This window comes from Xylanimonas oleitrophica, from assembly GCF_003244315.1.
GTDB classification, from domain to species: Bacteria; Actinomycetota; Actinomycetes; order Actinomycetales; family Cellulomonadaceae; genus Xylanimonas_A; species Xylanimonas_A oleitrophica.
In genome coordinates this window covers 625,884-650,576 of the sequence record NZ_QKWH01000001.1, presented here as the reverse complement: position 1 = coordinate 650,576, position 24,693 = coordinate 625,884, and the positions used below count along the sequence as shown (strand labels likewise).

Below are 24,693 nucleotides of genomic sequence, written 5' to 3'. Positions count from 1 at the left end.
CCGGCGCAGGTCAGAACAGCACGGTCGCGAACGTGCCGACCTGCTCGAAGCCGACCCGGCGGTAGGCGCGCAGCGCCCGCTCGTTGTACCCGTTGACGTACAGGGAGACCACCGGCGCCACCCGCCGGCGGGCGTCGACGACGACGGCGGCCATGCCCGCCTCCGAGAGCCCGCGGCCGCGCAGGGCCGGGTCGACCCACACCCCCTGCACCTGGGCCACACCCTGCGCCACTGCGCCGAGCTCCGCCTTGAACGCCACGACGGCGTGCTCGGCGGGGCCGAGCCCGGCCTCCGGCGGCACCGCGCCGTCGTCGTAGCGAACGTAGGAGCGCCCCTCGGCGACCAACGAGCGCACACGCTCGCGGTAGGCTGTGCCACCGTTGGCGACCGGCGAGTAACCGACCTCCTCGGTGAACATGGCCACGCAGGCCGGCAGCAGGGAAGCGAGCTCCTCGGGGCGCGAGAGGCGCACCTGAGGGTCCGGCTCGACGTCGGGGTCCCGCGCGATGGCCAGCGACGGCTGGTGCGCGCGCACGTCCCGGGCCGGCGGCCAGTGGCGCTCCAGCCGGGACCAGAGCGCGAGCACCGGCGCGGACTCACCGACGATCGACGACGCCCGGCGGCCCTGCCGACGCGCCGTGTCGGCGAACGCGTCGATCGCCTCGGCGGCGGCGGCCCGGTCCAGGGCGGCGGGGATCACGGGCACGAGGTTGGCACCCGCCCAGCACAGGGCCTGCAACGGGCCCTCGGCCGGCCAGCCCCACACCTGGCCGCCGGAGGCCGCCATCCCGACCCGGGCGGCGAGCTCGAGCCGCGCCGCGGCCAGGACGGACCCCACCGGGTCGTCACCGCACAGCGCGAGCGCCGCGGGGAGGTCGGCCGGGCCGAGCGGGCGCGCGGCCTCCCGGCCGCGGCCGGTGCCCGACCCGGCGCCCGCGAGCTGCTGACGGACGCTCACTCTTCCCTGCCCCCTGCCCCCTGCCGTGCGGGCCGTCAGCCGACCGTGACGATCGGGCTCGTCCCGGCCTCGTCCTCGACAGGCATCGACTCGGCGATGCGCATGGCCTCCTCGATCAGCGTCTCGACGATCTCGGACTCCGGCACCGTCTTGATGACCTCGCCCTTGACGAAGATCTGCCCCTTGCCGTTGCCCGACGCGACGCCGAGGTCGGCCTCGCGCGCCTCGCCCGGGCCGTTGACGACGCAGCCCATGACCGCGACGCGCAGCGGCACCGTCAGGCCCTCCAGGCCGGCGGTGACCTTCTCGGCCAGCGTGTAGACGTCCACCTGGGCCCGGCCGCAGGACGGGCAGGAGACGATCTCGAGCTTGCGCGGGCGCAGGTTCAGGGCCTGCAGGATCTGGTTGCCCACCTTGACCTCCTCGACCGGCGGGGCCGAGAGGGACACGCGGATGGTGTCGCCGATGCCCTTGCTCAGCAGGGCGCCGAACGCGGTGGCGGACTTGATCGTGCCCTGGAAGGCCGGACCGGCCTCGGTGACGCCCAGGTGCAGCGGCCAGTCGCCGCGCTCGGCGAGCATCTCGTACGCCTGGACCATGACCACGGGGTCGTTGTGCTTGACCGAGATCTTGAAGTCGTGGAAGTCGTGCTCCTCGAAGAGGCTGGCCTCCCACACCGCCGACTCGACCAGGGCCTCGGGGGTGGCCTTGCCGTACTTGGCCAGCAGGCGCGGGTCGAGGGAACCGGCGTTGACGCCGATGCGCAGCGACACCCCGGCGTCCTTGGCCGCCTGTGCGATCTGCTTGACCTGGTCGTCGAACTTGCGGATGTTGCCCGGGTTCACGCGGACGGCAGCGCAGCCCGCGTCGATCGCCGCGTACACGTACTTGGGCTGGAAGTGGATGTCGGCGATCACCGGGATCTGCGACTTCTTCGCGATCGCGGGGAGGGCGGCGGCGTCGTCGGCCGACGGGACAGCCACGCGCACGATGTCGCAGCCGGCGGCGGTGAGCTCGGCGATCTGCTGGAGCGTGGCGTTGATGTCCGTGGTGGGCGTCGTCGTCATGGACTGGACGCTGACGGGGGCGTCCCCGCCGACCGCTACCTTGCCCACGTTGATCTTGCGGGACTTGCGGCGGGGGGCCAGCACGGGGGCGGGCGCGGCGGGCATGCCGAGGTTGACTGTGCTCACCCGCCCAGTATCCCCCCACCGGGGTACCCCGCTGCACGGGGTCACCGGGTCGTCAGAAGATCTTCACGGGGTCGACGACGTCGGCCGCCACGAGCAGCACCGTGGACCCCAGCAGGACGACGAACATCACGTAGGCGACGGGCATCGTCCGGGCGACGTCGGCGGGTCCGGGCAGGGGGCGCACCCCGCGGACGCGCGCCGCGGTCCGCTTGGCCCCCTCGTAGAGGGCGTTGACCACGTGGCCGCCGTCGAGCGGCAGGAGCGGGATGAGGTTGAAGACGAAGAGCGCCATGTTCAGCGCGGCCAGCAGGCTGAGCATCACGGTGACGCGGTCGAGCACGCTGGCGTCGAGCCCGGCGACGTCCACGGCCGTGCGGCCGACGCCCACGATGGACTGGACGCCGTCGGCGGACCGGGGGGCGTCGGTGAACGCCTGCTCCGCGGCCTGCCACACCTTGGCGGGGAACGTGACGACGGCACCGGCCGTGGCGGTGAACATGCGTCCCACCTCGGCGGGCACCTCGTTCAGCGGCAGGGACTGGCGCGCCACCGTGGGCGAGATCCCCAGGAACGGGCCCGAGACGGTCTGCACCTGGCCGCCCGCGTCCCGCAGCGGCTCACCGTCGGCGTCCACCACCGCCCGGGTGGCGTCCACCGGGGTCACGGTCAGCTCCACCCGCTGCCCGGCACGCTCGACGACGACGGGGGCCGGCGCCGCACCGGCGTCGTCGATCGCGTCCAGCAGGCTCTGCCACGTGGTGACCCGCTCGCCGGCGTAGGCGACGACGCGGTCGCCGGGCTCCAGCCCCGCGTCCGCCGCGGGCGCAGGCGCCTCGGCCGGCGAGCACGGCTCGCCCGTCGCCGTCGGCACGCACCGGCTCAGTGACGCCACGGTGGGCGTGGCCTGCGTGATGCCGATGGCGAAGAACGCGGCGGTGAGCACGAACGCCAGCACGAGGTTCATGACGGGGCCGCCGAGCATGACCACGAGCTTCTTCGGCGTCGAGAGGTGGTAGAACGCCCGGTGCTCCTCGCCCGGCCTGATCTCCTCTACGCTCGCCTCGCGGGCGTCCGCCACGACCCGCCCGAAGAACCCGCGGCCGGTGCGCGTGCCGGGCGGCGCTGGCGGCAGCATCCCCACCATGCGGACGTACCCGCCGAGCGGGATCGCCTTGACGCCGTACTCCGTCTCGCCGCGGGTGCGCGACCAGAGCGTGGGCCCGAAGCCGACCATGTACTGGCTCACGCGGACCCCGAACGCCTTGGCGGGCACCATGTGCCCCAGCTCGTGGAGGGCGATCGACACCACGATGCCGACCAGGACGACCAGGACGCCCACGACGACGGGCCAGAGGCTGCTCACGGGCCCCAGCGTAGGCGAGCCCGCTGGGCGGGTCCTGGGTCCCGGCGGCCCGTGGTGTGAAGGTCTGGTGCGCACCGAGGCCGGGCGGACACCCGTCCAGGGCGCCGCCCAGCGGCGCTAGGGTGTGCACGACGGCGCGGGGCGCCGGCCGCCGCGGAGACCGCGGTGCCGGCTGAGAAGCACCCGTGGAACCTGCTCTCGGTAGTGCGAGCGAAGGGAACGCCCATGAGCACCGCTGTGCCCGGCCCCGACGGGGCCGTCACCTCCTCCTCTGACCCCGGTCCCGACCCGCAGTCGTGGCCCGGTCTCGCCCCCCAGGTGGCCGACGTGGTGCGCTCCGTGCGCCAGAGCGCGCCCCTGGTGCACTGCATCACCAACGTGGTGGTCACGAACTTCACCGCCAACGTGGTCCTGGCCGCCGGGGCCGCCCCCGCCATGGTCGCCACCCCCGCCGAGTCCGGCGTCATGGCCGGGGCCGCGAGCGCCCTGCTGGTCAACCTGGGCACGGTCGAGGGCGACCAGCCCGACGGGATGCGTGTGGCGGTCGAGGCGGCGACCGCCTCGGGCGTGCCGTGGGTGCTGGACCCGGTGGCCATCGGAGCGCTCCCCCTGCGCACGGCCCTCGCGGCCGAGCTGTTCGAGCGGGGGCCGGCCGTGGTGCGCGGCAACGCGTCGGAGGTCCAGGCCCTCGCCGGCGGGCGCGGCGGGCGGGGGGTCGACTCGCTCGACACGCCCGACGACGTGCGCGAGACGGCGCTGCACCTGGCCCGCGGCTCAGGAGCGGTCGTGGCCGTGAGCGGCACCGTCGACCTCCTGACCGACGGGGTCAGGGTGGTGCGCGTGCACGCGGGCCACCCCCTGCTGACGCGGGTGACCGGCGTCGGGTGCTCGCTCGGCGCGCTCGTCGCGGCGTGCGCGGCGGTGACCGACGACCGTCTCCTGGCGGCGACCGCGGCCACCGCGTGGATGTGCGTCGCGGGCGACCTGGCGGCTGCCGCCCACCCGGGGCCCGGGAGCTTCGCCGTCGCCCTGGTGGACCGCCTCGCCGACGTCGCCCCCGAGGCCGTCGCGGACCTGGCCGGTCTGGTGGCCGAGCGGTCGGGAGCGGCCGCGTGAGCGCCCCCGCCCGACTCGACCCGACCGTCTACCTCGTCACCGACACCCGCCTGTGCGGCGGCCCGGCCGGGGTCGTCGAGACGGTGCGCGGCGCCGTCTCCGGTGGGGTCACGGCCGTGCAGCTGCGCGACCCGGGTGCCAGCACGCGGGAGCTCGTCGCCCTCGGCGAGGCGCTGCTGGCGCTGCTGCGGCCCGTCGGGGTCCCCCTGGTGGTGGACGACCGCGTGGACGTGGCCCTCGCCCTGGGCGCCGACGGCGCGCACGTGGGGCAGAGCGACCTCGACCCGGTGGCAGCACGCCGCCTGCTGGGGCCGGGCCGCCACCTGGGGCTGAGCGTCAGCACGCCGGACGAGGCCCGGGCCGCGGTCGCGCTGCCGCCGGGCACCGTCGACCTGCTCGGCGTCGGCCCCGTCAACCCCACCACGTCCAAGGCGGACGCCCGGCCCGCGGTCGGCGCGGACGGCCTGGCGCGCGTGGTCCACGCCGCCTCCGCCGGCCGGCTCCCGTGCGTGGCCATCGGGGGCCTGCGGACGCAGGACGTGCCGGCGCTGCACGCGGCCGGTGCCGCGGGCTCCGCCGTCGTCTCGGCCGTGTGCGGCACCCCGGACCCGGAGGCGGCCACGCGCTCCCTGGTGCGGGCCTGGGCCGAGGCACGCTCCGCCACCCGCGCGGGGAGCGCCCGGTGAGCGCCGGGGCCAGCACACCGGGAGGCGCAGCGGCCCGGGTACGCCCCGACGGGCACCCCGTGGTCGCCGTGACCGTCGCCGGCTCGGACCCCTCGGGAGGCGCCGGGATCCAGGCCGACCTGAAGACCTTCGCCGCGCTGGGCGGGTACGGCTGCGCGGTCCTCACGGGCCTCACGGCCCAGTCCACCGTGGGCGTCACGCGCGTCATGCCCGTGCCCGCAGACATGGTGACGGCCCAGCTCGAGACGCTCCTGGCCGACGTCGCCGTCGACGCGGTGAAGATCGGCATGCTCTCGGACGCCGCCGTCGCCGCCGCGGTCGCGGACGTCCTGGAGGCGCTGCGCGCGGCCAACCGCCGGGACCGGCGACCGGGCCCCGCCGTCGTGCTCGATCCCGTCATGGTGGCGACGTCGGGCGACCGGCTCCTGGAACCGGCCGCCGAGGACGTGGTGCGGGAACGGCTGCTGCCCCTGGCGGACCTCGTGACGCCGAACCTCCCGGAGGCCGCCGCGCTCCTGGGCGCCGACGCGGCCCACGACGCCTCCGAGGCCGCCGACCAGGCGCGCGCCCTGCTGCGCCTCGGCGCCGGCACGAGCACCAGCACCGTCTCGGGCGGGCCGCGCTGGGCGCTGGTCAAGGGCGGGCACCTCGTCACGGGGGGACGCCCTGGCGCGGAGGGACATCCAGGCAGGGCGCAGGACGGCGAGGCAGCCGTCGACCACCTGGCGGGCCCCGGCGACGGCGAGCCCGCCGTCGTCACGCTCTCCTCGCCCCGCGTCAGCACCCGCAACACCCACGGCACGGGCTGCACGCTCAGCTCGGCCTGCGCCGTGCTGCGGCCGCTCCACGACGGGTGGCCCGCCACCGTGCGTGCCGCCAAGGACTACCTGACGCAGGCGCTGGTCGCGGGAGACCGGCTCGTCGTCGGCGGTACGGGCCTCGACTCGGGGCGAGCCCCGTGGACGGGTCACGGACCGGTCGACCACGGTTTCGCGCAACGGCCTGCCGCGCGCCCTGAACCAGCGCCGTGAGCAGGCGCCGTCAACGAGCGCGGCGAGCAGATGGGCCCGCTGCGGGGACGGTTCACCGGTCGCGCCGCCCCCGCGACCGACCGGACGGGGCCGGAGCCGCCCGCGCGGCTCAGGACCGCGCGAGCAGCTCGTCCGCCCGTGCCCGGGCCCACGCCTCGGTGCCCTCGACGTGCTCCAGGGTGACGTCAGCCGCAGCCACGCCGTCGTGCTCCCCCAGCACGCGCTCGACCGTCTCGACGATGTCGAGGAATCCGATGCGGCCCGCCAGGAACGCCGCCACGCCCTGCTCGTTGGCGGCGTTGTAGACCGCCGGGTGCGTCGCCGACGCCGCGGCGGCCTCGCGGGCCAGGCGCACGGCCGGGAACGTCTCCTCGTCCAACGGCTCGAACGTCCACGCGGTGGCCTGCGTCCAGTCGCACGGCGTCGCCACCGGGTCGAGGCGCTCGGGCCAGGAGAGCCCGAGCGCGATGGGCAGGCGCATGTCCGGGGGCGAGGCCTGGGCGATGGTCGAGCCGTCCACGAACTCGACCATCGAGTGGACGACCGACTGCGGGTGGACCACCACGGTGATGTCCTCGACGGCCACGTCGAACAGCAGGTGGGCCTCGATGAGCTCCAGGCCCTTGTTCATCAGGCTGGCGCTGTTGACCGTGACCACCGGCCCCATGCTCCATGTCGGGTGGGCCAGGGCCTGGTCGGGCGTCACGGTCTTGATGTCGTCGCGCGAGCGCCCCCGGAACGGCCCCCCGCTCGCGGTGAGCACCAGTCGCCGCACCTCGCTGCGCCCGCCGGGTCCGTGGGCGCCGGACCGCAGCGCCTGTGCGATGGCCGAGTGCTCGGAGTCGACGGGCACGATCTGGTCCGGTCGGCGGACGGCCGCCCTGACCAGCGAGCCGCCGACCACGAGCGACTCCTTGTTGGCGAGGGCCAGGGTGGACCCCGCGCCGAGAGCGGCGAGGGTCGGTCGCAGACCCACGCTGCCGGTGATGCCGTTGAGGACGACGTCGCTGCCCCGCCCCGCCAGCTCCGTGGCGGCGTCGGGCCCCGCCAGGACCTCGGTGCCCGCCGCGCCCGCCGCGTCGAGCGCCTCGCGCAGCGCTGTCTCGCGCCCGCGGTCCGCGACGGCGACGGCCCGGGCACCGAGCCGTGCCGCCTGGGCGGCCAGGAGGACGACGTCACCCCCGCCGGCGCTGAGCGCCTCGACCCGGAAACGCTCCGGGTGCTGGGCGACGACGTCGATGGCCTGGGTGCCGATCGAGCCGGTCGAGCCGAGGAGCGTGACGGTACGGGGAGCGAGAGACGCATCGGGCATGCGGCCATCCTCCCAGGTGGGGGCGGCGTCGGGAGCACCCGTTTTCACCCGCGTCGCTGCTTGACTTCCGAGCGCGCCGATAACTTGTCCGGTCGCGCACCTATGTGACGTCAATTACTTTCGCCGCATGCGCACTCCAGAGAACACCGCCCCAGCGGCGTCCCGGCGGCGCCGAGGGCTGGGCATCGTCGCCGGCCTCGCCACCATGCTGACCACCACGACCATCGCCCTCGCCGCCCCCGCCGCCGCGGACGACGACGGGCAGACGCACCGCGTCTACGCCACCCGCGAAGGACTCGTCGGCAAGACCACCGCCAACGGACACACCATCACCGAGCGCGACCACTTCGTGGCGCTGCCCTCGACCCGCGTGCTCTCCGCCCACGGCACCGGCACCTACTCCGTCCGCGTCTGCACCGCCGGCGCCCACCGCTGCGCCTACGCCCCCGTCTGGGACGTCGGCCCCTGGAACACCCGCGACGACTACTGGAGCACCACCCGCCACTGGGCCCAGGACCTGCCCGTGGGCACCCCGCAGGCCTCCGCCGCGTTCCGGCAGGGCCACTCCGGAGGCAAGGACCAGTACGGCCGCCAGGTCGCGAACCCTGCCGGCATCGACCTCGCCGACGGCACGTTCTGGGACGGGCTCGGCCTCCAGGACAACGCCTGGGTGGACGTCACCTTCCTCTGGCAGGGAGGCGCGCGCACCGGCACCGTCGTCTCACCCGACCAGCCGCTCAACGTCCGCACCGGGCCCGGCACCGGCTACCGCCCCACCGGCCTCGCCGCGCACACCGCCCAGGTACCCCTGCTGTGCCACGCCCGCGGCACCCTCGTCACAGGAAGCCGCGGCACCACCGACCTGTGGTACCGCATCGGCGAGAAGAACTGGGTCTCCGACGCCTACCTGCGCACCGGGACCGGCGCCGCCGTCGCCCCGCCCTGCTGACCACGGCGCACACCCCGCCCGCTGCGCGGGGCCGACCCGCCGTGCACAGCACGACGGCGGCGCTCCCCCACGGGAACGCCGCCGTCGGCGCGCTGGCGCCGTCACAGGCCGGGACGGATCAGCCGGCGAAGGTCACTCGACCCCGAGCAGCACCTCGACAGCCCTCGCGAAGAACGCGTCCACGGGCCCCTCGGCGTAACCCTCCGCACCCCGAGCACGACCGAACGTCGCCGACCGCACCTCGGCCGCCGTCAGCGGCTCCTGCCGGTCGAAGTACCCGACCAGCCGGTCGCACAGGGCGTCCACGTCGTCCTTGTCGTACGCCTGCTCGCCGCGACCGGCAGGCGCGAACTTCTCACCGTCGGGCCGCCCCAGACGGCCGTAGAGGGTCCGCGCGCGCTCCGCCAGCGCACCCATCCAGGCGTCGTGACCGTGCGCGCTGACGAACTCCGCACGCCGGCGCGCGATGAACGCGGCCTCCAGCCGGTCCAGCGCGGCGTCCACCTCGTGGGTGTCGTAGCCGCCCCGCACCAGGTCGAACGTGGCGGTCTGGATGTCCGCCCCCGTGAGCTCCTCGTCCGTGCGGCCCTCGTACGCCTGCCGGGCGTGGTCGAAGAACTCGTCGACCTCGTCCTTGTCGTACCCGGTGCGCAGCACCGACACGGTACCGAACAGAGCGTCGCTCACTCGTCCTCCTCCTCGGCGGCCAGCTGCCCGCAGGCACCGTCGATGTCGGAGCCGCGGGTGTCACGGATCGTCGTCGGGATGCCGTGCCCGCGCAATCGTGCCACGAACTCCGCCTCCACGGAACGCTCGCTCGCGGTCCAGATCGAGCCCGGCGTCGGGTTCAGCGGGATCGGGTTGACGTGCACCCAGCCCTTGCCGCGAGCGTTGAGCTTCTCCCCCAGGAGGTCCGCCCGCCAGGCGTGGTCGTTCATGTCCTTGATCAGTGCGTACTCGATGGACACGCGCCGGCCCGTCTTGTCGAAGTAGGCCCGTGCCGCGTCGAGCGCCTCGTCCACGCTCCAGCGGGTGTTGATCGGCACCAGCTCGCTGCGCAGGTCGTCGTCCGGCGCGTGCAGGCTCAGCGCCAGCGTCACCGGGATGCCCTCCGCCGTCAGCTTGTTGATCGCCGGGACCAGGCCCACGGTCGAGACGGTGATGTTGCGGGCGCTCATGCCGAGGCCCTCCGGCTGCGGGGCCACCAGCGTGCGCACCGTCTCGATGACCGCCTTGTAGTTGGCCAGCGGCTCGCCCATCCCCATGAAGACGAGATTGTTCAGGCGCGTGGGGCCGCCCGGGATCTCACCCTCCGCGAGCGAGCGCATCGCCGCGCGCACCTGCTCGACGATCTCCGCGGTCGACAGGTTCCGGGTCAGGCCCAGCTGGCCGGTGGCGCAGAACGGGCACGCCATCCCGCAGCCGGCCTGGCTCGAGACGCACAGCGTGGTCCGGTTCGGGTAGCGCATCAGCACCGACTCGACCTTGGCGTCGTCGAACAGGTGCCACAGCGTCTTGACCGTGGTGCCGCCGTCCGCCTCGAGCGTGCGCGTCGCGCGCAGCAGCGGGGGGAACAGCGTCTTGGCCAGCTCCTCGCGCGTCGCCTTGGGCAGGTCCGTCATCTGCTCCGGGTCGGACGTGAAGTGCGTGAAGTAGTGCGTCGCGAGCTGCTTGGCCCGGAAGGGCTTCTCCCCCATCGCCTCCACGGACGCGGCACGCTCGGCCGGCGTGAGGTCGGCGAAGTGGCGCGGCGGCTTGCCGCGCCGCCGCGGCGCCATCTGCAGCGGGACGGGCCTCGTCTCGTCCGAGGGGCGGACGGAGGTCGTGGTCTCGGCCGAAGGGCGGAGCTTCGGCGTGCCGAGAGGGGTGCCGGCCATGTGCGTACTTCCTTAAGCAGTGGTTCCCGAGGCAGCCACCGACAGCACGAGGTAGACGAACGGGGCGGTGACGAGGAGCGAGTCGACGCGGTCCAGCACGCCCCCGTGGCCAGGGAGCAGCGAACCCATGTCCTTCAATTCTAGGTCGCGCTTGAGCAGAGACTCCGCGAGATCGCCCACCGTGGCTGTGACAGCGGTCATGACGCCGAGCACGACCCCCAGCCACCAGTGGGTGCTCAAGGGCAGGTCGAGCACGAGGACCGTGCCGCCCAGGCCCACCACCACCGCGAGGACCAGCGAGCCCGCCAGCCCCTCCCAGCTCTTCTTGGGGCTGACCGTCGGCGCGAGCGGGTGGCGGCCGAACAGCACGCCGGCGATGTAGCCGCCCGTGTCGTTGGCCACCGCCAGCAGGATGAACAGCGCCACCCGCCACGCGCCGTCTGCCTGCCCCAGCAGCAGCACCACGAACCCGCCCAGGAACGGCACGTACGTCGCGGCGAACACGCTCGCCGCCGCGTCCCGCAGCGCCTGCGGCCCCGGACCGTCCAGCACCCGCCACAGGACGACCGCGGCGAGGGTGAGCACGTACGCGACCAGCAGCGCCTCGGGGCCGCCCGCGTACGCCGAGACCGCCATCCCCGCCCCGCCCACCGCGAGCGGCAGGAACGGCAGGTTGAGGTGCCGGCGCGCGAACGCCTGCTTCAGCTCCCACAGGCCGGCGCCCATGGTGATGATCGCCAGGGCGACGAACGGCTCCGGGCGGAACCACAGCGAGGCGCCGAAGACACCGAGCAGCACGACGCCGACGGCAATGGCCGCCGGGAGGTTGCGACCGGCACGGGACGCCTGGGGCGCCGTCCCCGCGGGTTCGAGAGGTGCGGCCGCCATCAGACCTCGAGCAGCTCGCTCTCCTTGCCCGCGAGGAGCTGGTCGACCATGTCGACGTGCCTCTTCGTGAGCGCCTCGAGCTCCTTCTCCGCGCGGGCGACCTCGTCCTCGCCGGCCTCGCCGTCCTTGACGATGCGGTCCAGCGTCTCCTTGGCCTTGCGGCGGATGTTGCGCACCGTCACGCGCGTCTCCTCCGCCTTCGTCTTCGCCAGGCGCACGTAGTCGCGGCGGCGCTCCTCGGTCAGTGCCGGGAGGATGACGCGGATCGCGTTGCCGTCGTTGGACGGGTTGACGCCCAGGTCGGACTCGCGCAGGGCCTTCTCGATGACGGCCATGGCGCCCTTGTCGAAGGGCGAGATCAGCACGGTCCGCGCCTCGGGGATGTTGAACGAGGCCAGCTGCTGCAGCGGGGTCGGCGCACCGTAGTAGTCCACGGTGATCTTGCTGAACATGCCCGCGTTCGCACGGCCGGTGCGGATGCCCGCGAAGTCCTCCTTGGCGACCTCGATCGCCTTGTCCATCTTCTCCTCGGCCTCGAGGAGGGTCTCGTCGATCACCGGTGTGCTCCTAAGCGTCTGTCGAGTGGGTGGTTCAGCTGGCCGTGATCAGGGTGCCGATCTTCTCGCCCAGCAGCGCACGGGTCACGTCGCCCGCACCCTCCAGGCCGAAGACCCGCATCGTCACGTCGTTGTCGCGGCACAGGCTCAGGGCCGTGGCGTCCATGACCTCGAGGTTCTGCACCAGCGCGTCGGTGTAGGTCAGGTGCTCCAGGCGCACCGCGTCGGGGTTGGTGCGCGGGTCGGCGCTGTAGACGCCGTCCACGCCGTTCTTCCCCATCAGGACCTCGTCGCAGTGCGTCTCCAGCGCGCGCTGCACCGAGACGGTGTCGGTGGAGAAGTACGGCATGCCGGCACCGGCGCCGAAGATGACCACGCGGCCCTTCTCCATGTGCCGGATGGCGCGCAGCGGGATGTACGGCTCGGCGACCTGCCCCATCGTGATGGCGGTCTGCACGCGCGTCTTGACGCCGCTCTGCTCCAGGAAGTCCTGCAGCGCCAGGCAGTTCATCACCGTGCCGAGCATGCCCATGTAGTCCGCGCGGGCACGGTCCATACCGGCCTGAGAGAGCTCCGCGCCGCGGAAGAAGTTGCCACCACCGACGACGATCGCCACCTGGACGCCCTCGCGCACCGCGGCACCGATCTCCGCGGCGATCCGACGCACCACGTCGGCCGCCAGCCCGATCTTGCCGCCGCCGAAGGCCTCGCCCGAGAGCTTGAGCAGCACCCGCCGCGCGGCGGGCCGTGCCACCGCGTCCGTCATGGGGTTCTCGATCTCGGTCATGGCCACCGTCCTGTCCTTCGTGCCGGCCTCGTGCTGCGGGAGTGAGTGTGCGTCCGGCGCATGGTGAGCCCGGATGCGCGAGCGGCCCGGCCCTACCGTACTCGGTAGGGCCGGGCCACCCGGGTCGCGTCAGTTGCCGACGCGGAAGCGGACGAAGCCGAGCAGCTTGCCGCCCGTCGCCTCGACGTGCTTGCCGACCGTGACCTTGGTGTCCTTGGCCAGCGGCTGGTCCACCAGCACGGCGTCCTTGAAGAAGCCGTTCAGGCGACCCTCGACGATCTTCGGCAGCGCGGCCTCGGGCTTGCCCTCGGCGATCGACACCTCGCGGGCGATCTCGCGCTCCTTCTCCACGACCTCGGCCGGGACGTCCTCACGGGTGAGGTAGGAGGGCGCCATCGCGGCGATGTGCTGCGCGACGTCCTTGGCAGCGGCCTCGCCGGCCTCGTCGGTGACGACGAGGACGCCGATCGACGGCGGCAGGTCCTTGGCGGTGCGGTGCAGGTACGTCGTGACCTTCGGGCCCTCGACGCGGGCCACGCGGCGCAGGACGATCTTCTCGCCCAGGGTGCCGGCGGCGGCAGCGATGAGGTCGGCGACCGTCTCGCCACCGGCCGGGGCGGCCAGGGCGGCGTCGGCGTCGGCAGCACCGGCGGCGGTGGCGGCCTCGAGGATCTGCTCGGCCAGCGACACGAACTTCTCGTTCTTGACGACGAAGTCGGTCTCCGCGTTGAGCTCGATGAGCGTCGCGGTCTGGCCGGCGGCGCCGTCCTCGACCTTGACGGCCACGAGGCCCTCGGAGGTCGCGTTGCCCTCGCGCTTGGCAGCCTTGGCCAGGCCGCGCTTGCGGATGAGCTCGACGGCCTTCTGCTGGTCGCCGTCGGCCTCGTCGAGAGCCTTCTTGACGTCGGTCATGCCGGCGCCGGTGAGCGCACGCAGGTCCTTGATGTCCTGGATGGTGTAGCTCGCCATGGTGGGGAGAGTCCTCCTGGTCGAAGTGGGTGCAGCAGGCGGGCGGCGCGGGCCGGGGACCTGGGACGGTCCCCGGCCCGCGTCAGCTCACTCGGACTTCGCGGCCTCGGCGGCGGCGTCCACGGCGGGAGCAGCCTCGTTGCCCGGGGTGACGGCGGTCTCGGTGCCCGAGGCGCCCTCGGTGGGGGCCGTGTTGCCGGCGGGGACGGCGTCGCCCTCGGCGGCCGGCGCGTCGCTCGGCTCCGTCTGGGCGGCGGCCTCGGCACCGGCGAGGAGCTCGCGCTCCCACTCGGCCAGCGGCTCGGCCTCGGCCTCGGCGGCGGCACCCGAGCGGCCGGAGTGGCGCTGGAGCAGGCCCTCGGCGGCGGCGTCGGCGATCACGCGGGTGAGCAGCGTGACGGAGCGGATCGCGTCGTCGTTGCCCGGGATCGCGTAGTCGACCACGTCCGGGTCGCAGTTGGTGTCGAGGATCGCGACGACGGGGATGCCCAGCTTGCGGGCCTCGTCGACGGCGAGGTGCTCCTTGTTGGTGTCGACGATCCACACCGCGGACGGCACCTTGGCCATGTCGCGGATGCCGCCGAGCGTGCGCGAGAGCTTGTCCTTCTCGCGGCGCAGCACCAGGAGCTCCTTCTTCGTGAGGCCGGAGCCGGCCACGTCGTCGAAGTCGATCTCCTCGAGCTCCTTGAGGCGCTGGAGACGCTTGTGCACCGTGGTGAAGTTGGTGAGCATGCCGCCGAGCCAGCGGTGGTTCACGTAGGGCATGCCCACGCGAGCGGCCTGCTCGGCCACGGGCTCCTGGGCCTGCTTCTTGGTGCCGACGAACAGGATCGAGCCGCCGTGGGCGACGGTCTCCTTGACGAACTCGTAGGCACGGTCGATGTACGACAGCGACTGCTGGAGGTCGACGATGTAGATGCCGTTGCGCTCGGTGAAGATGAAGCGCTTCATCTTCGGGTTCCAACGGCGGGTCTGGTGCCCGAAGTGGACACCGCTCTCGAGGAGCTGGCGCATGGTCACGACGGCCATGACTGGTCCTTTCGCCGCACGAGCCGGGATCCTCCCGTGCCCGCGCGCATCAGGCGACCGGCGCTGCCGGTCGCGTCACTCGGTTGTCGGTGCGTGCCGGGCGGCCGCACCCCTGGCGTCACGCCGGGCCGGCACCGCACGTCCCTCCTGGTGGAGGCCCGTGCAGACCGCTGCCGACGCGGCCGCGCCCCGCACCGTGTCCCGAGGAGGGGCGGAGCGGGCGCGTGGTGACGCGCGAAGTCGACCGGCACGCCGCCCCCCTGGTCCCCGCTCCCGGCAGGCGAGAGCCTCAGCCGGAGAACTGGGTGGGGTGCGAACGGACCGATCGCCTGGGGAAGTCTACCTGACGCCGTGAGCGTCCGGCGCGCGTCCGGCGCTCGACACCGCGGGCCCAGGCCCGCCGCCCTTCCCCGCAGAGCGAGCAGGCCGAGCAGGCCGAACAGCCCGGCGGGCCAGGCGGCCAGGCGGCCAGGCGGGCCAGGCCAGAGCGCACGAGCGACCCCGCCCCCAGGCAGGCGGTCCGGAGCCCCGCGCACAGCCGGTGACAGCGGGTCCGCTCCGGTCATGGGGAGCGGGCACGCTCCCCCCATGGTCGCACCGCAGCCTCTGACCACCCTGCTCGCCGCCACCCTGCTGGTGCCGCTCCTGACGGCGCCGGCACCCGGGCCCTCGGCAACGGGCGCCCCTCCCGCACCGGCGGGGCAGACGGCCGCTCGCGGCTACGTCGCTCCCGTGCCGGGCCCGGTGGTCCACCTGTTCGACCTCCCCGCCCGGCGCTGGGAGCCGGGGCACCGCGGGGTGGACCTCCAGGCCCCGGCCGGCGCGGCCGTCGCCTCCCCCGGACCGGGGACCGTCACGTTCGCCGGGCCGGTGGCAGGCAAGCCCGTCGTGGTGGTCACCCACCCCGACGGGCTGCGCTCCTCCCTGGAACCCGTCACCGCGACCGTGCCTGCCGGGACGGCCGTCGCGGCCGGAGACCCCGTGGGCGTCCTGTCGACCGGCCCGGGCGACGCCGCCAACCCCGACCACTGCTCGCCGGCCTCCCCCGCCGTGTCGACCGGGGTCGGCCTCCTCGGCACGGGAGCGGGCACGGGAGCGGGCACGGGACCACGCACGGGGGCCGGTGCGCCCGCAGCGGCGGCGGGGGGCACCTGCGTGCACTGGGGCGTCCGACGCGGTGACGTCTACCTCGACCCGCTGGTGCTGCTCGGGCTGGCCGCACCGATCGTGCTCCTGCCCGCGCGCTGAGGAGCCCCGCGACGCCCGCCTCATCGAGGGTGTCAGGCGCGCGGGAACGCCTGCGTGTAGACGGCGCGCAGCCGCTCGGCGTCGACGTGGGTGTACCGCTGGGTGGTGGCCAGGTTCGCGTGCCCGAGCACCTCCTGGACGCTGCGCAGGTCCGAGCCGCCCTGCAGCAGGTGCGTAGCCGCCGAGTGCCGCAGCGCGTGCGGAGCGACGTCGTCGACGCCGGCGCGGGCGGCCAGCCGGTGCACGGCCTCGCGCACCTGCCGCTGCCCCCACCGCCCCCCGCGGTCGCCCACGAGGAGGGCGGGGCCGGTGGAGGCGACGGCCAGGGCGGGCCGCCCGTGCTCCAGCCACGCCCCGACGGCGCGGGCGGCGGGCACCCCGAAGGGCACCACGCGCTCCTTGCCTCCCTTGCCGAGCACCCGGACCAGCCGCTCGCCGACCTCGACGTCGTCGACGTCGACCGCGACCAGCTCTCCGACACGGATCCCGGACCCGTACAGCAGCTCCGCCGCCGCCCATGCACGCAGGGCCGCCGGGCGGTCGTCCCCCTCGGCGGCCAGGGCGTCGTCCCGGGCGGTGTCCAGGAGCCGCGCTGCGGCGTCGGCGGACAGCACCGTGGGCAGCGTGCGGGGCACGCGGGGGCTCGCGAGACGCACGGACTGGTCGGAGCTCGTCAGGCCGGCCCGGTGCGCCCAGCGCAGGAACGTGCGCGCCGCAGCACCCCGGCGAGCGAGGGTCGCCCGCGCCAGTCCCCGCTGCGCCTGTGCCGCGAGCCAGCCGCGCAGGAGCGAGAGCTGGACGTCCTCCAGCGTCCGCGCCCCGTGCCGGACGGCGTGGCGGAGCAGACCGGTGACGTCCGCCACGTAGGCCCTGCGGGTGTGCGCGGAGTGGCCTCGCTGGGCGTCCAGGTGCTGGGCGAACCGAACGAGAGCGCCATCCATCGCCGCGGGCAGCGGCGGCAGGTCGGCGTCCAGCCCGGCCGCAGGGCCGGCGGCGGGCTGCACGGGTCGTGGATCGGTCCCCATCTGCGCCAGTGTGCCCGCGGGACCGGCGGACACCCCGGCAGCCCGCGGGCGTGTCGCACCGCCGCTCAGTGCACGCGGACGGGCGCTGCCCCTGCGGACTGCCCAGCCCGTGCCTGACGGTCCGCTCAGCGCGCGGGCAGGGCACGGCGTCCGTCACGGCGACGACCAGCCGGACCATGTCCGCTCAGCGCGCGCGGGCAGGGAGAGCCCGCCGTGCGCGGCGCCACCGTGCGCCGTCCTGCTCCGCGAGCCCCCGCACCTCCAGCACGCCGAGCGCCCCGAGCACCGCGGGCAGGGAGAGCCCCGCCACCCTGGTGAGCGCGGCCGGGTCCGCCGCTCCGCGGACCGGCAGCGCGTCCAGCACGGCCCGGGTCGCCGCGTCCAGCCCGTCCGCCTCGCCGACGGGCCCGTCCCGCTCCGGCGCGGCGTCCTCGCCGAGCGTGCCGGCCAGCTCGGCAGCCTCGGCCGCGTCCGTGACACAGGTGGCGACGCCGTCGCGCAGGAGCTGGTGGCACCCTGCCGAGCCCATCGAGGTGACCGGACCCGGCACCGCACCGACGGGGCGCAGGAGCCGTGCCGCACGCCGGGCCGTGGAGAGCGCGCCGGAGCGCCACGCCGCCTCGACGACCACGGTCGCACGGGTCATGGCGGCGATCAGCCGGTTGCGCGCGAGGAACCGCTGCTTGAACGGTGCCGAGCCCGGTGGGACCTCGGCCACGAGCGCACCGGCCCCGACCACTCGCGCCAGCAGCGCGTGGTTGCCCTGCGGGTACATCCGGTCGACGCCACCGGCCATGACGGCCACCGTGGCCCCGCCCGCCGCCAGGGACGCACGGTGCGCGACGGCGTCGATCCCGTACGCACCCCCGGAGACCACGGTGAACCCCCGGTCCGCGAGCCCCGCGGCGAGCTCGGCCGTGACGTGCTCCCCGTAGGACGTCGACGCCCGGGCCCCGACGACGGCCACCGAGCGCGCCGCGAGCGCAGCCAGGTCGGCCTCGCCGCGCACCCACAGCGCGAACGGCGCCCCGGCCCCCAGGTCGTCGAGCCCGCGCGGCCACCGAGGGTCGCCGGGCAGGAGGAGCGTGCCGCCGGTGTGCTCGAGCACCCGCAGCTCGCGCCGCGGGTCGAGGTCCTCCAGGCGCGGCGTCCAGCGGGTCACCGCGGCCGCGAGCGCCCGCACCGCCGTGGTGCTGCCAGCCGCCGTCGCGCTACCGGAGGCCGCCGCGCGGCCCGCGTCCACGAGCAGCCCGTCAGGGGCCTCGACGAGGCCGGCGTCACGCACCTCCAGCAGCCAGGCGAGAGCCCCCGCAGCCCCGAGGTGTGCCACCAGCGCACCGGCGACCTCGTCTCCGGGCTCGGCCAGGCGGCTCCACGCTGCGGCCGCCAGCAGCGGGTCGTCGACGTCGAAGCCCGGGCCGCTCATGCCGGCCTCCCGGTGCGAAGCATCATCGCCAGGCCCACGTCGGCGGCGTCGGGCACCGTGCGGCCGGCGAGGTCGCCCACCGTCCAGGCCAGGCGCAGCACCCGGTCGGCGCCGCGCAGCGACAGCGTCCCACGGTCGAGAGCCTTGTCGAGCTCTCCGAGCGCCCCGCGCACGGAGCGCATGCGCTCGCGCAGCCATGCGCCGGGCACCTCAGCGTTCAGCGTCCAGGGGGTACCGGCGAGCCGCTCCCGGGCAGCCGCGCGGGCCGCAGCGACACGGGCCGCGACCGCCGCCGAGGGCTCCCCGCGCCCCTCGGCCAGGTCGACCCGGCCGACGGCCTCGACACCCACCTGGACGTCGACGCGATCGAGCAGGGGGCCCGACAGCTTGCCGAGGTAGCGACGGCGGGCCAGCGCGGTGCACGTGCAGTCGAGCCCCTTGCCCGACCCCATGCCGCACGGGCACGGGTTGGCCGCGAGCACGAGCTGGAACCGGGCCGGGTAGCGGGCCGTCCCGCCGGACCGGTGGATCACGAGCTCGCCGTGCTCGAGCGGCTGCCGCAGGGTCTCCAGGACCCGCGACCCGAACTCGGGCGCCTCGTCCAGGAAGAGGACGCCGCGGTGGGCGCGCGAGGCGGCGCCGGGACGCGGCAGGCCCGACCCGCCGCCCACGACGGCGGCCGGTGTCGCCGTGTGGTGCGGGTCCTCGTACGGCGGCCGGGTCAGGAGCCCGTTGCCCGGGTCGAACGTGCCGGCCACCGAGTGCACGGCCGTGACCTCGACCGCCTCCGCCTCCGTGAGGTCCGGCAGGATCCCCGGCAGGCGGGAGGCCAGCATCGTCTTGCCGGCTCCCGGCGGCCCGGACAGCAGCAGGTGGTGCCCACCCGCTGCGGCGACCTCGAGCGCGAGGCGCGGCACCTCCTGGCCGAGCACGTCCGCGAGGTCTCCCGGCACCCGGGGCGCGACGGCCGTGCGCGGGTGGCGCACCGGGTCGACGTCGGGCAGCACCGGCGGGTGTCCGCCGTGCAGCGCCACCACCTCGGCGAGCGTGGTCGCACCGCGTACGCACGCCCCTGGCACGAGCGACGCCTCGGCCACGTCCGCCGTCGGGACCACGACGTCGCGGTAACCCGCCGCCACCGCGGCAGCGACCATCGGCAGGACGCCGCGCACCGGCTGCAGCCGTCCGTCCAGGCCCAGCTCCCCCAGGTGGACCACCCGCTCCAGGCCCGCGGCAGGGACCCTGCCGGCTCCCGCGAGCACGGCCACCGCGATCGCCAGGTCGAAGGCCGAGCCAGTCTTGGGCAGCGACGCGGGCGAGAGGTTCACCGTGATCTTGCGGTTCGGCCACTCGATCGCGCACGAGAGCACCGCCGCCCGCACGCGGTCCCGCGACTCGCTCAGCGCCGTGTCAGGCAGCCCGACCAGCGCGAACCCGGGCACCGAGAAGGCGAGCTGTGCCTGCACCTCCACCACGTGACCGGCCAGCCCCACCAGAGCAACGGCCGCCGTCGTCCCCAGAGCCATCAGCAGACCCCCTGCAGGACCTCGACGCGCACCGGCCCCGCCGGGGGCAGCACGACCGCGACCACGTCGATGCGCACGTCACGGAAGCGCCACCGGCCGGCACCTGCGGCGGGCTCGTGCCCGACCCGGGACCCGACCTCGGACCCGGTCTCGTCCCCAGAGTCGTCCCCGGGCTCGCCGCCGCTCCGGCGCGCGTGCTCGTGCAGCCACTGCCCGGTCAGCCGCCGGATGCGGGCCAGCTTGCGAGGCGTGACCGCCTCCGCCGGGTGCCCGAACCGGTCACCGCTGCGGGTCTTGACCTCCACCGCCACGAGCGTGCCGCCGTGCACCGCCACCAGGTCCAGCTCACCACCGGTGCCGCGCCAGTTGCGGGCCAGCACGGTGTAGCCCTCCTCGACCAGGCGCTCCGCGGCGATCTGCTCGCCGCGCCGCCCTACGTCGTCCTTCGCCGCCATCGCGACCACCTCCGAGAGGCAGCCTGCCGAGGCCGGGACGCAGCATGAGGGGCCTGCGGGCGGCGGTGTGCAGCGCCGGCCGCAGGGTCGTCCTGGGGACAGCGTCCGGCCCAGGCGACTCGGCACGGGCAGGTCGGCACGGGCAGGTCGGTGCGGTGCTTCACGCCGCCCCAGACCCCGGCGGCAGCTCCGGTCAGCTCGGGTCCGTGACCGGCGTCAGAGCGCCAGGTCGGCCTTGGCCAGCTCCTCGACGTTGACGTCCTTGAACGTCACCACCCGCACGGACTTCACGAACCGGGCCGAGCGGTAGACGTCCCACACCCAGGCGTCCCCGAGACGCAGCTCGAAGTAGACCTCGCCCGCGGCCGACCGCACCTGCAGGTCGACCTGGTTCGCCAGGTAGAAGCGGCGCTCGGTCTCCACCACGTACGAGAACAGGCCGACCACGTCCCGGTACTCGCGGTAGAGCGCGAGCTCCATCTCGGTCTCGTAGTTCTCGAGGTCTTCGGCGCTCACGGTCTCATCATCCCAGGTCCGTGCCCGGCTCGCCGGGACCGACCCGCGCACCGGCTGCTCGCCCGTCGGGGGCCTGGGCGTCCGCGGCCACGTCGAGCGTCTCGGCCACCACCTCGCCGAACTGCGCCGCCTGGGCCGCAGCCACCCCGGCGCCCGCCGCTCCACCCGCTGCCACCCCGCCTGCTGCCGGGTCGCCCGCCAGGGCGCTGAGGTTCCAGGAGCGACGGTGCTGCGGCGTCGTGCCGTGACGGCGCAGCGCCTCCAGGTGCGCGGGCGCCGAATAGCCCTTGTTCTGGTCCCAGGCGTAGACGGGGTACTGGCGCGCCAGCCGCGACAGCAGCATGTCGCGCTCCACCTTCGCGAGGACGCTCGCCGCGGCCACCGACGCGCACTGCAGGTCGGCCTTGACCATCGTGCGCACCGTCGGGTCCGTGTCGGGCGCGCCGTCGACGTCGAGGTCCGCCGCCTCGAAGAGGTCCACCTGCCGGCGGGAGAGCCAGTCGTGAGAGCCGTCGAGGAGCACCACGTCGACGTCACCGCACACCCGGCGCACCTGCGCGAGAGCACGGCGCCCCGCCAGGCGCAGGGCTGCGACGATCCCGTGGGCGTCGATCTCTGCCGGCCCCGCGTGCCCCACGGCCCACGCCACGCCCCAGCGCTGCAGCTGCGGCACCAGCGCCTCACGGGCCACCGGCGTGAGCAGCTTGGAGTCGGCCACGCCCTTGGGCGCGGTCCGGGTCGCGGCGTCCACCACGACGACGCCCACGCTGACGGGACCGGCGAGGGCGCCGCGTCCCACCTCGTCCATGCCCGCCACCAGCCGGGCCCCCGCCGAGACGAGCGCACGCTCGTGCCGCAGCGTCGGTGCGCGCCGGCCAGTGGTCCCGGCGGCCTTGCGGGGCGGGGTGGGTCGACGCGCGGACGTCACGGCTGGGGGACCTCCACGAACACCGAGCCGGGGTTGCGGTGCCAGGTGGCACGGTCGAACGGCCACACCGTCGCGAACGCGGTGCCCACCACGTTCGAGACCGGGACGAAGCCTCCGCCCGGCTTCGACTCGTTGTAGCGCGAGTCCTGCGAGTCCTGCCGGTTGTCGCCCATGACGAACAGCATGCCGGGCGGCACCGTGCGGTCGAACGGGGTCTGGCTCGGGATCGACCCCGGCCGGATGTAGGTCTCGTCGATCGGTTCGCCGTTGATCTCGATCCGCCCCTCGGCATCGCAGCACACCACGTGGTCGCCCTCCATGCCGATCACCCGCTTGATGAGGTGCTCGCCCGTGTCCTGCGGCAGCAGACCCACGAACGTCAGGGCGTGACGGACGGCGTTGCCGACCGGGCCCTGGTCCGGCGGCTCGTAGGGCGGGAGCCAGCCGCCCGGGTCCTTGAAGACCACGATGTCGCCACGGTGGACGTCGAAGACGTTGGGCACCAGGCGCGAGACCATGACCCGGTCGCCCTCCTCGAGGGTGTCGCGCATCGAGCCGCTGGGGATGAAGAACGCCTGGACGAGCAACGACTTGATGAGCCACGAGAGCACGAGCGCGCTGATGACGATGATCGCCGTCTCGCGCAGCAGCCCGGTCCCGCGGCGGGCCGGGCCCCGCGACGGTCCCTGCGGAAGGTCGGCAGGTTCGGGCGCGGGCTGAGGGTGGGTCACGGGGTCGGATTCTGTCACGGTTTCGAGGGCGCTCCCCACCGGACCGCGGGGAGGACGACGACGGGCGGCCCCTCCGGAGAGGGACCGCCCGTCGTCGATGGAGGCCGTGAGGCCGCGGCTCACTTGGCCGGGGTCTCGCGCTTCTCCTTGATCTTCGCCTTCTTGCCGCGCAGCGCACGCAGGTAGTACAGCTTGGCGCGACGCACGTCACCGCGGGTGACGAGCTCGAGCGAGTCGATCGTCGGGGCGTGCAGCGGGAAGGTGCGCTCCACGCCGACGCCGAAGCTGATCTTGCGGACGGTGAACGTCTCGCGGACGCCGCCACCCTGGCGCGCGATCACGACACCCTGGAAGGCCTGGACGCGCGAGCGGTTGCCCTCGACGACCTTGACGTTGACCTTGACGGTGTCACCGGCGCGGAAGTCCGGGATGTCGGAGCGCAGCGAGGCTGCGTCGACGATGTCGAGCGTGTGCATTGTTCTCTCCCCGCCTGCCACAGGTCAGGCGCAAGCTCAGGCCCGCGCGGGCGCGCGGGTCGGTGATGATGGTGGTTCCGGTGCGTCCCGCGTCTCCCCTGTGGCAGAGGCCGATACCGGCTGTGGACGCACCGCCGACCTATTCTGCCACAGGTGCCGGTGAGCCCGTGCCCTCCGGAGCGTCGGACGTCCGGCGCAGCCGTCCGCCGTCGACGTGCCAGCCCAGCTCGGCCAGCAGGCGCAGATCGTGCTTGTCGAGCCCGGCCACGTCGAGCGCGGCCACCATGTCGGGACGCCGGGCGGCCGTGCGCTCCAGGGCGCGGTCGCGCCGCCACCGGTCGATCTTCGCGTGGTGCCCTGAGAGCAGCACCTCGGGGATCTCCAGCCCCTCCCACGCGGGCGGCTTGGTGTACACCGGGTACTCGAGGAGCCCGGCCGCGCCGTGCGACTCCTCGACCAGCGACTCGGGGTTGCCCACCACCCCCGGCAGCAGGCGCCCCACCGCCTCGACCATGACGAGGGCTGCGACCTCTCCCCCGTTGAGCACGTAGTCGCCGATCGACAGCTCGCTCACCCGCCGCCCGGCTGCCCGGTAGCGTTCGGCCACCCGGGCGTCGATGCCCTCGTACCGCCCGCACGCCACGACCAGGTGGGTCTCGGTGGCGAAGGCCTCGGCGTGGCGCTGCGTGAACACCTCACCCGACGGCGTGGGGATGACCAGGTGCCCCTCCGGGTCGTCGCCCAGCACGGAGTCGATGGCGGCGCCCCAGACGTCGGGGCGCATGACCATCCCGGCACCGCCGCCGAACGGGGTGTCGTCGACGGTGCGGTGCCGGTCCGCGGTCCAGTCCCGCAGGTCGTGGACCCGCAGGTCGAGGAGACCCGATCGCCGCGCCTTGCCGACGAGCGACAGGTCGAGGGCGGCGAGGTAGTCCGGGAAGATGGAGACGACGTCGATGCGCACGTCAGCTCTCGCCCTCGGCGCGACCCGTGCCGGTGTCCACGTCGGGGCCGCCGTCGGAGTCGCCGTCAGAGTCGCCGTCGGGCGAGGCGACGACGAGGTTGTCGGCGTCGCGGGCGAGCAGGCCGCCGGGCGGGTCGAGCACCACGCGCCCGCCGGCCACGTCGACCTGCGGGACGATGGCCTTGACGAACGGCACGAGGGTGCGCTCTCCCCCGGTCTCGCGCACGAGGAGCGCGTCGTGGGCGGGCAGGTGCTCGAGCGCCACGACCTCGCCCACCACGGTCCCGTCGACGAGCTCGGCACGCAGGCCGCGCAGCTCGTGCGGGTACCAGGCGTCCTCCTCGTCGGAGGCGTCGGCCTCGACGACGAGCTCGACGCCACGCAGCGCCTCGGCGGCGGTCCGGTCCGCCACCTCGGCGAAGCGCACGAGCCAGCGTTCCTGGTGGGTGCGTACGGTCAGCACGGTCAGGGGGCCGGCGGACGCCGGCTCGGTGGCGAGCACCTGCCCGACCGCCAGCCGGCTCTCCGGGTCGTCGGTGCGCAGGTCGAGGCTCACCTCGCCGCGCAGGCCGTGGGCTCGCCCGACGCGGGCCACCACGAGCTGCATGTCGTCTCCTGTCCGTCCGTCCCGGCCGGCGGTCCCGGTCCGGGATGCGACGACGGGACCCGGTCCGCGTGCGGAC

26 protein-coding genes are annotated in these 24,693 nt (G+C 74.7%); 5 read left to right on the top strand and 21 right to left on the bottom strand.

Features of this window, described 5'->3' with window-relative positions; all coding sequences use genetic code 11:
- Positions 1-10 precede the first annotated feature (10 nt).
- The 3 genes from DNL40_RS03190 to DNL40_RS03180 form a co-directional block, all read right to left on the bottom strand.
- A complete protein-coding gene (locus tag DNL40_RS03190; protein ID WP_111249745.1) occupies positions 11-958 on the bottom strand; it encodes a GNAT family N-acetyltransferase in 948 nt (315 codons plus the stop codon).
- 35 nt (positions 959-993) lie between these two features.
- Positions 994-2,130 carry a flavodoxin-dependent (E)-4-hydroxy-3-methylbut-2-enyl-diphosphate synthase gene (ispG, locus tag DNL40_RS03185; RefSeq protein WP_179950925.1) on the bottom strand — a complete coding sequence of 379 codons (1,137 nt, stop codon included), beginning with the start codon at positions 2,128-2,130 and terminating at the stop codon, positions 994-996.
- A 73-nt stretch (positions 2,131-2,203) separates the two neighbouring features.
- Complete coding sequence (locus DNL40_RS03180; protein ID WP_245885591.1) at positions 2,204-3,514, bottom strand: M50 family metallopeptidase; 1,311 nt, start codon at positions 3,512-3,514, stop codon at positions 2,204-2,206.
- A 225-nt stretch (positions 3,515-3,739) separates the two neighbouring features.
- On the opposite strand from DNL40_RS03180, the gene thiM reads away from it, so the two are divergent.
- Genes thiM through thiD form a run of 3 tightly spaced genes read left to right on the top strand, consistent with a single transcriptional unit; the run spans position 3,740 to position 6,347 of the window.
- Positions 3,740-4,630, top strand: coding sequence for a hydroxyethylthiazole kinase (gene thiM / locus DNL40_RS03175; RefSeq protein ID WP_111249912.1), 891 nt, complete (start codon positions 3,740-3,742; stop codon positions 4,628-4,630).
- Positions 4,627-5,316, top strand: a complete 690-nt coding sequence (gene thiE / locus DNL40_RS03170; RefSeq protein ID WP_111249743.1) for a thiamine phosphate synthase — start codon at positions 4,627-4,629, stop codon at positions 5,314-5,316. Before thiM ends, thiE begins: the two co-directional genes overlap by 4 nt.
- A gap of 59 nt (positions 5,317-5,375) precedes the next feature.
- Positions 5,376-6,347: a bifunctional hydroxymethylpyrimidine kinase/phosphomethylpyrimidine kinase gene (gene thiD, locus DNL40_RS03165; RefSeq protein WP_111249742.1), complete on the top strand. Its 972-nt coding sequence runs from the start codon at positions 5,376-5,378 to the stop codon at positions 6,345-6,347.
- A gap of 109 nt (positions 6,348-6,456) precedes the next feature.
- Here thiD and dxr read toward each other — a convergent pair whose 3' ends face one another.
- Entirely contained in the window at positions 6,457-7,659 is a 1,203-nt protein-coding gene (dxr, locus tag DNL40_RS03160; RefSeq protein WP_111249741.1) for a 1-deoxy-D-xylulose-5-phosphate reductoisomerase, read from the bottom strand.
- A gap of 127 nt (positions 7,660-7,786) precedes the next feature.
- Between dxr and DNL40_RS03155 the strand changes: the two genes are divergently transcribed.
- The gene (locus DNL40_RS03155; protein WP_111249740.1) at positions 7,787-8,608 is read left to right on the top strand and encodes an SH3 domain-containing protein; all 822 of its coding nucleotides are present in this window, start codon (positions 7,787-7,789) and stop codon (positions 8,606-8,608) included.
- Between the two features lie 132 nt (positions 8,609-8,740).
- Here the strand turns inward: DNL40_RS03155 and DNL40_RS03150 are convergent, their stop codons facing one another.
- From DNL40_RS03150 to rpsB, 7 genes are all read right to left on the bottom strand, one after another.
- Positions 8,741-9,295, bottom strand: coding sequence for a DivIVA domain-containing protein (locus DNL40_RS03150; protein WP_111249739.1), 555 nt, complete (start codon positions 9,293-9,295; stop codon positions 8,741-8,743).
- Positions 9,292-10,485, bottom strand: coding sequence for a dual-specificity RNA methyltransferase RlmN (gene rlmN, locus DNL40_RS03145; RefSeq protein WP_111249738.1), 1,194 nt, complete (start codon positions 10,483-10,485; stop codon positions 9,292-9,294). The genes DNL40_RS03150 and rlmN overlap by 4 nt, the downstream gene beginning before the upstream one ends.
- A 12-nt stretch (positions 10,486-10,497) precedes the next feature.
- Positions 10,498-11,373: a phosphatidate cytidylyltransferase gene (locus DNL40_RS03140; protein WP_111249737.1), complete on the bottom strand. Its 876-nt coding sequence runs from the start codon at positions 11,371-11,373 to the stop codon at positions 10,498-10,500.
- Entirely contained in the window at positions 11,373-11,930 is a 558-nt protein-coding gene (frr, locus tag DNL40_RS03135; protein WP_111249736.1) for a ribosome recycling factor, read from the bottom strand. The genes DNL40_RS03140 and frr overlap by 1 nt, the downstream gene beginning before the upstream one ends.
- A gap of 34 nt (positions 11,931-11,964) precedes the next feature.
- Positions 11,965-12,717 (bottom strand): UMP kinase, encoded by a 753-nt coding sequence (gene pyrH / locus DNL40_RS03130; protein ID WP_245885590.1) that lies wholly within the window; start codon positions 12,715-12,717, stop codon positions 11,965-11,967.
- A gap of 129 nt (positions 12,718-12,846) precedes the next feature.
- Positions 12,847-13,686, bottom strand: a complete 840-nt coding sequence (gene tsf / locus DNL40_RS03125; protein ID WP_111249735.1) for a translation elongation factor Ts — start codon at positions 13,684-13,686, stop codon at positions 12,847-12,849.
- Between the two features lie 87 nt (positions 13,687-13,773).
- Positions 13,774-14,715 (bottom strand): 30S ribosomal protein S2, encoded by a 942-nt coding sequence (rpsB, locus tag DNL40_RS03120; protein WP_111249734.1) that lies wholly within the window; start codon positions 14,713-14,715, stop codon positions 13,774-13,776.
- A gap of 588 nt (positions 14,716-15,303) precedes the next feature.
- On the opposite strand from rpsB, the gene DNL40_RS03115 reads away from it, so the two are divergent.
- On the top strand, positions 15,304-15,963 hold the full coding sequence (locus tag DNL40_RS03115; protein ID WP_179950906.1) for a peptidoglycan DD-metalloendopeptidase family protein: 660 nt from the start codon (positions 15,304-15,306) through the stop codon (positions 15,961-15,963).
- A 32-nt stretch (positions 15,964-15,995) separates the two neighbouring features.
- Here DNL40_RS03115 and DNL40_RS03110 read toward each other — a convergent pair whose 3' ends face one another.
- The 10 genes from DNL40_RS03110 to rimM all read right to left on the bottom strand — a co-directional run bounded on the left by DNL40_RS03110 (position 15,996) and on the right by rimM (position 24,617).
- The gene (locus DNL40_RS03110) at positions 15,996-16,988 is read right to left on the bottom strand and encodes a tyrosine recombinase XerC (RefSeq protein ID WP_425450744.1); all 993 of its coding nucleotides are present in this window, start codon (positions 16,986-16,988) and stop codon (positions 15,996-15,998) included.
- Between the two features lie 184 nt (positions 16,989-17,172).
- Positions 17,173-18,414, bottom strand: a complete 1,242-nt coding sequence (gene dprA, locus DNL40_RS03105) for a DNA-processing protein DprA (RefSeq protein ID WP_111249732.1) — start codon at positions 18,412-18,414, stop codon at positions 17,173-17,175.
- Positions 18,411-19,940, bottom strand: a complete 1,530-nt coding sequence (locus tag DNL40_RS03100; RefSeq protein ID WP_111249731.1) for a YifB family Mg chelatase-like AAA ATPase — start codon at positions 19,938-19,940, stop codon at positions 18,411-18,413. Before DNL40_RS03100 ends, dprA begins: the two co-directional genes overlap by 4 nt.
- Positions 19,940-20,395: a YraN family protein gene (locus DNL40_RS16145; RefSeq protein ID WP_146252006.1), complete on the bottom strand. Its 456-nt coding sequence runs from the start codon at positions 20,393-20,395 to the stop codon at positions 19,940-19,942. Before DNL40_RS16145 ends, DNL40_RS03100 begins: the two co-directional genes overlap by 1 nt.
- 216 nt (positions 20,396-20,611) lie before the next feature.
- Positions 20,612-20,911 (bottom strand): DUF2469 domain-containing protein, encoded by a 300-nt coding sequence (locus DNL40_RS03090; protein WP_111249730.1) that lies wholly within the window; start codon positions 20,909-20,911, stop codon positions 20,612-20,614.
- A 7-nt stretch (positions 20,912-20,918) separates the two neighbouring features.
- Positions 20,919-21,839 (bottom strand): ribonuclease HII, encoded by a 921-nt coding sequence (locus DNL40_RS03085; protein ID WP_425450743.1) that lies wholly within the window; start codon positions 21,837-21,839, stop codon positions 20,919-20,921.
- Entirely contained in the window at positions 21,836-22,570 is a 735-nt protein-coding gene (gene lepB, locus DNL40_RS03080) for a signal peptidase I (RefSeq protein ID WP_245885589.1), read from the bottom strand. The genes DNL40_RS03085 and lepB overlap by 4 nt, the downstream gene beginning before the upstream one ends.
- Positions 22,571-22,689: 119 nt before the next feature.
- A complete protein-coding gene (gene rplS / locus DNL40_RS03075) occupies positions 22,690-23,046 on the bottom strand; it encodes a 50S ribosomal protein L19 (protein WP_111249729.1) in 357 nt (118 codons plus the stop codon).
- Positions 23,047-23,185: 139 nt separating this feature from the next.
- The gene (gene trmD, locus DNL40_RS03070) at positions 23,186-24,010 is read right to left on the bottom strand and encodes a tRNA (guanosine(37)-N1)-methyltransferase TrmD (protein WP_111249728.1); all 825 of its coding nucleotides are present in this window, start codon (positions 24,008-24,010) and stop codon (positions 23,186-23,188) included.
- Between the two features lies 1 nt (position 24,011).
- A complete protein-coding gene (gene rimM / locus DNL40_RS03065) occupies positions 24,012-24,617 on the bottom strand; it encodes a ribosome maturation factor RimM (RefSeq protein ID WP_111249727.1) in 606 nt (201 codons plus the stop codon).
- Between the last annotated feature and the right edge of the window lie 76 nt (positions 24,618-24,693).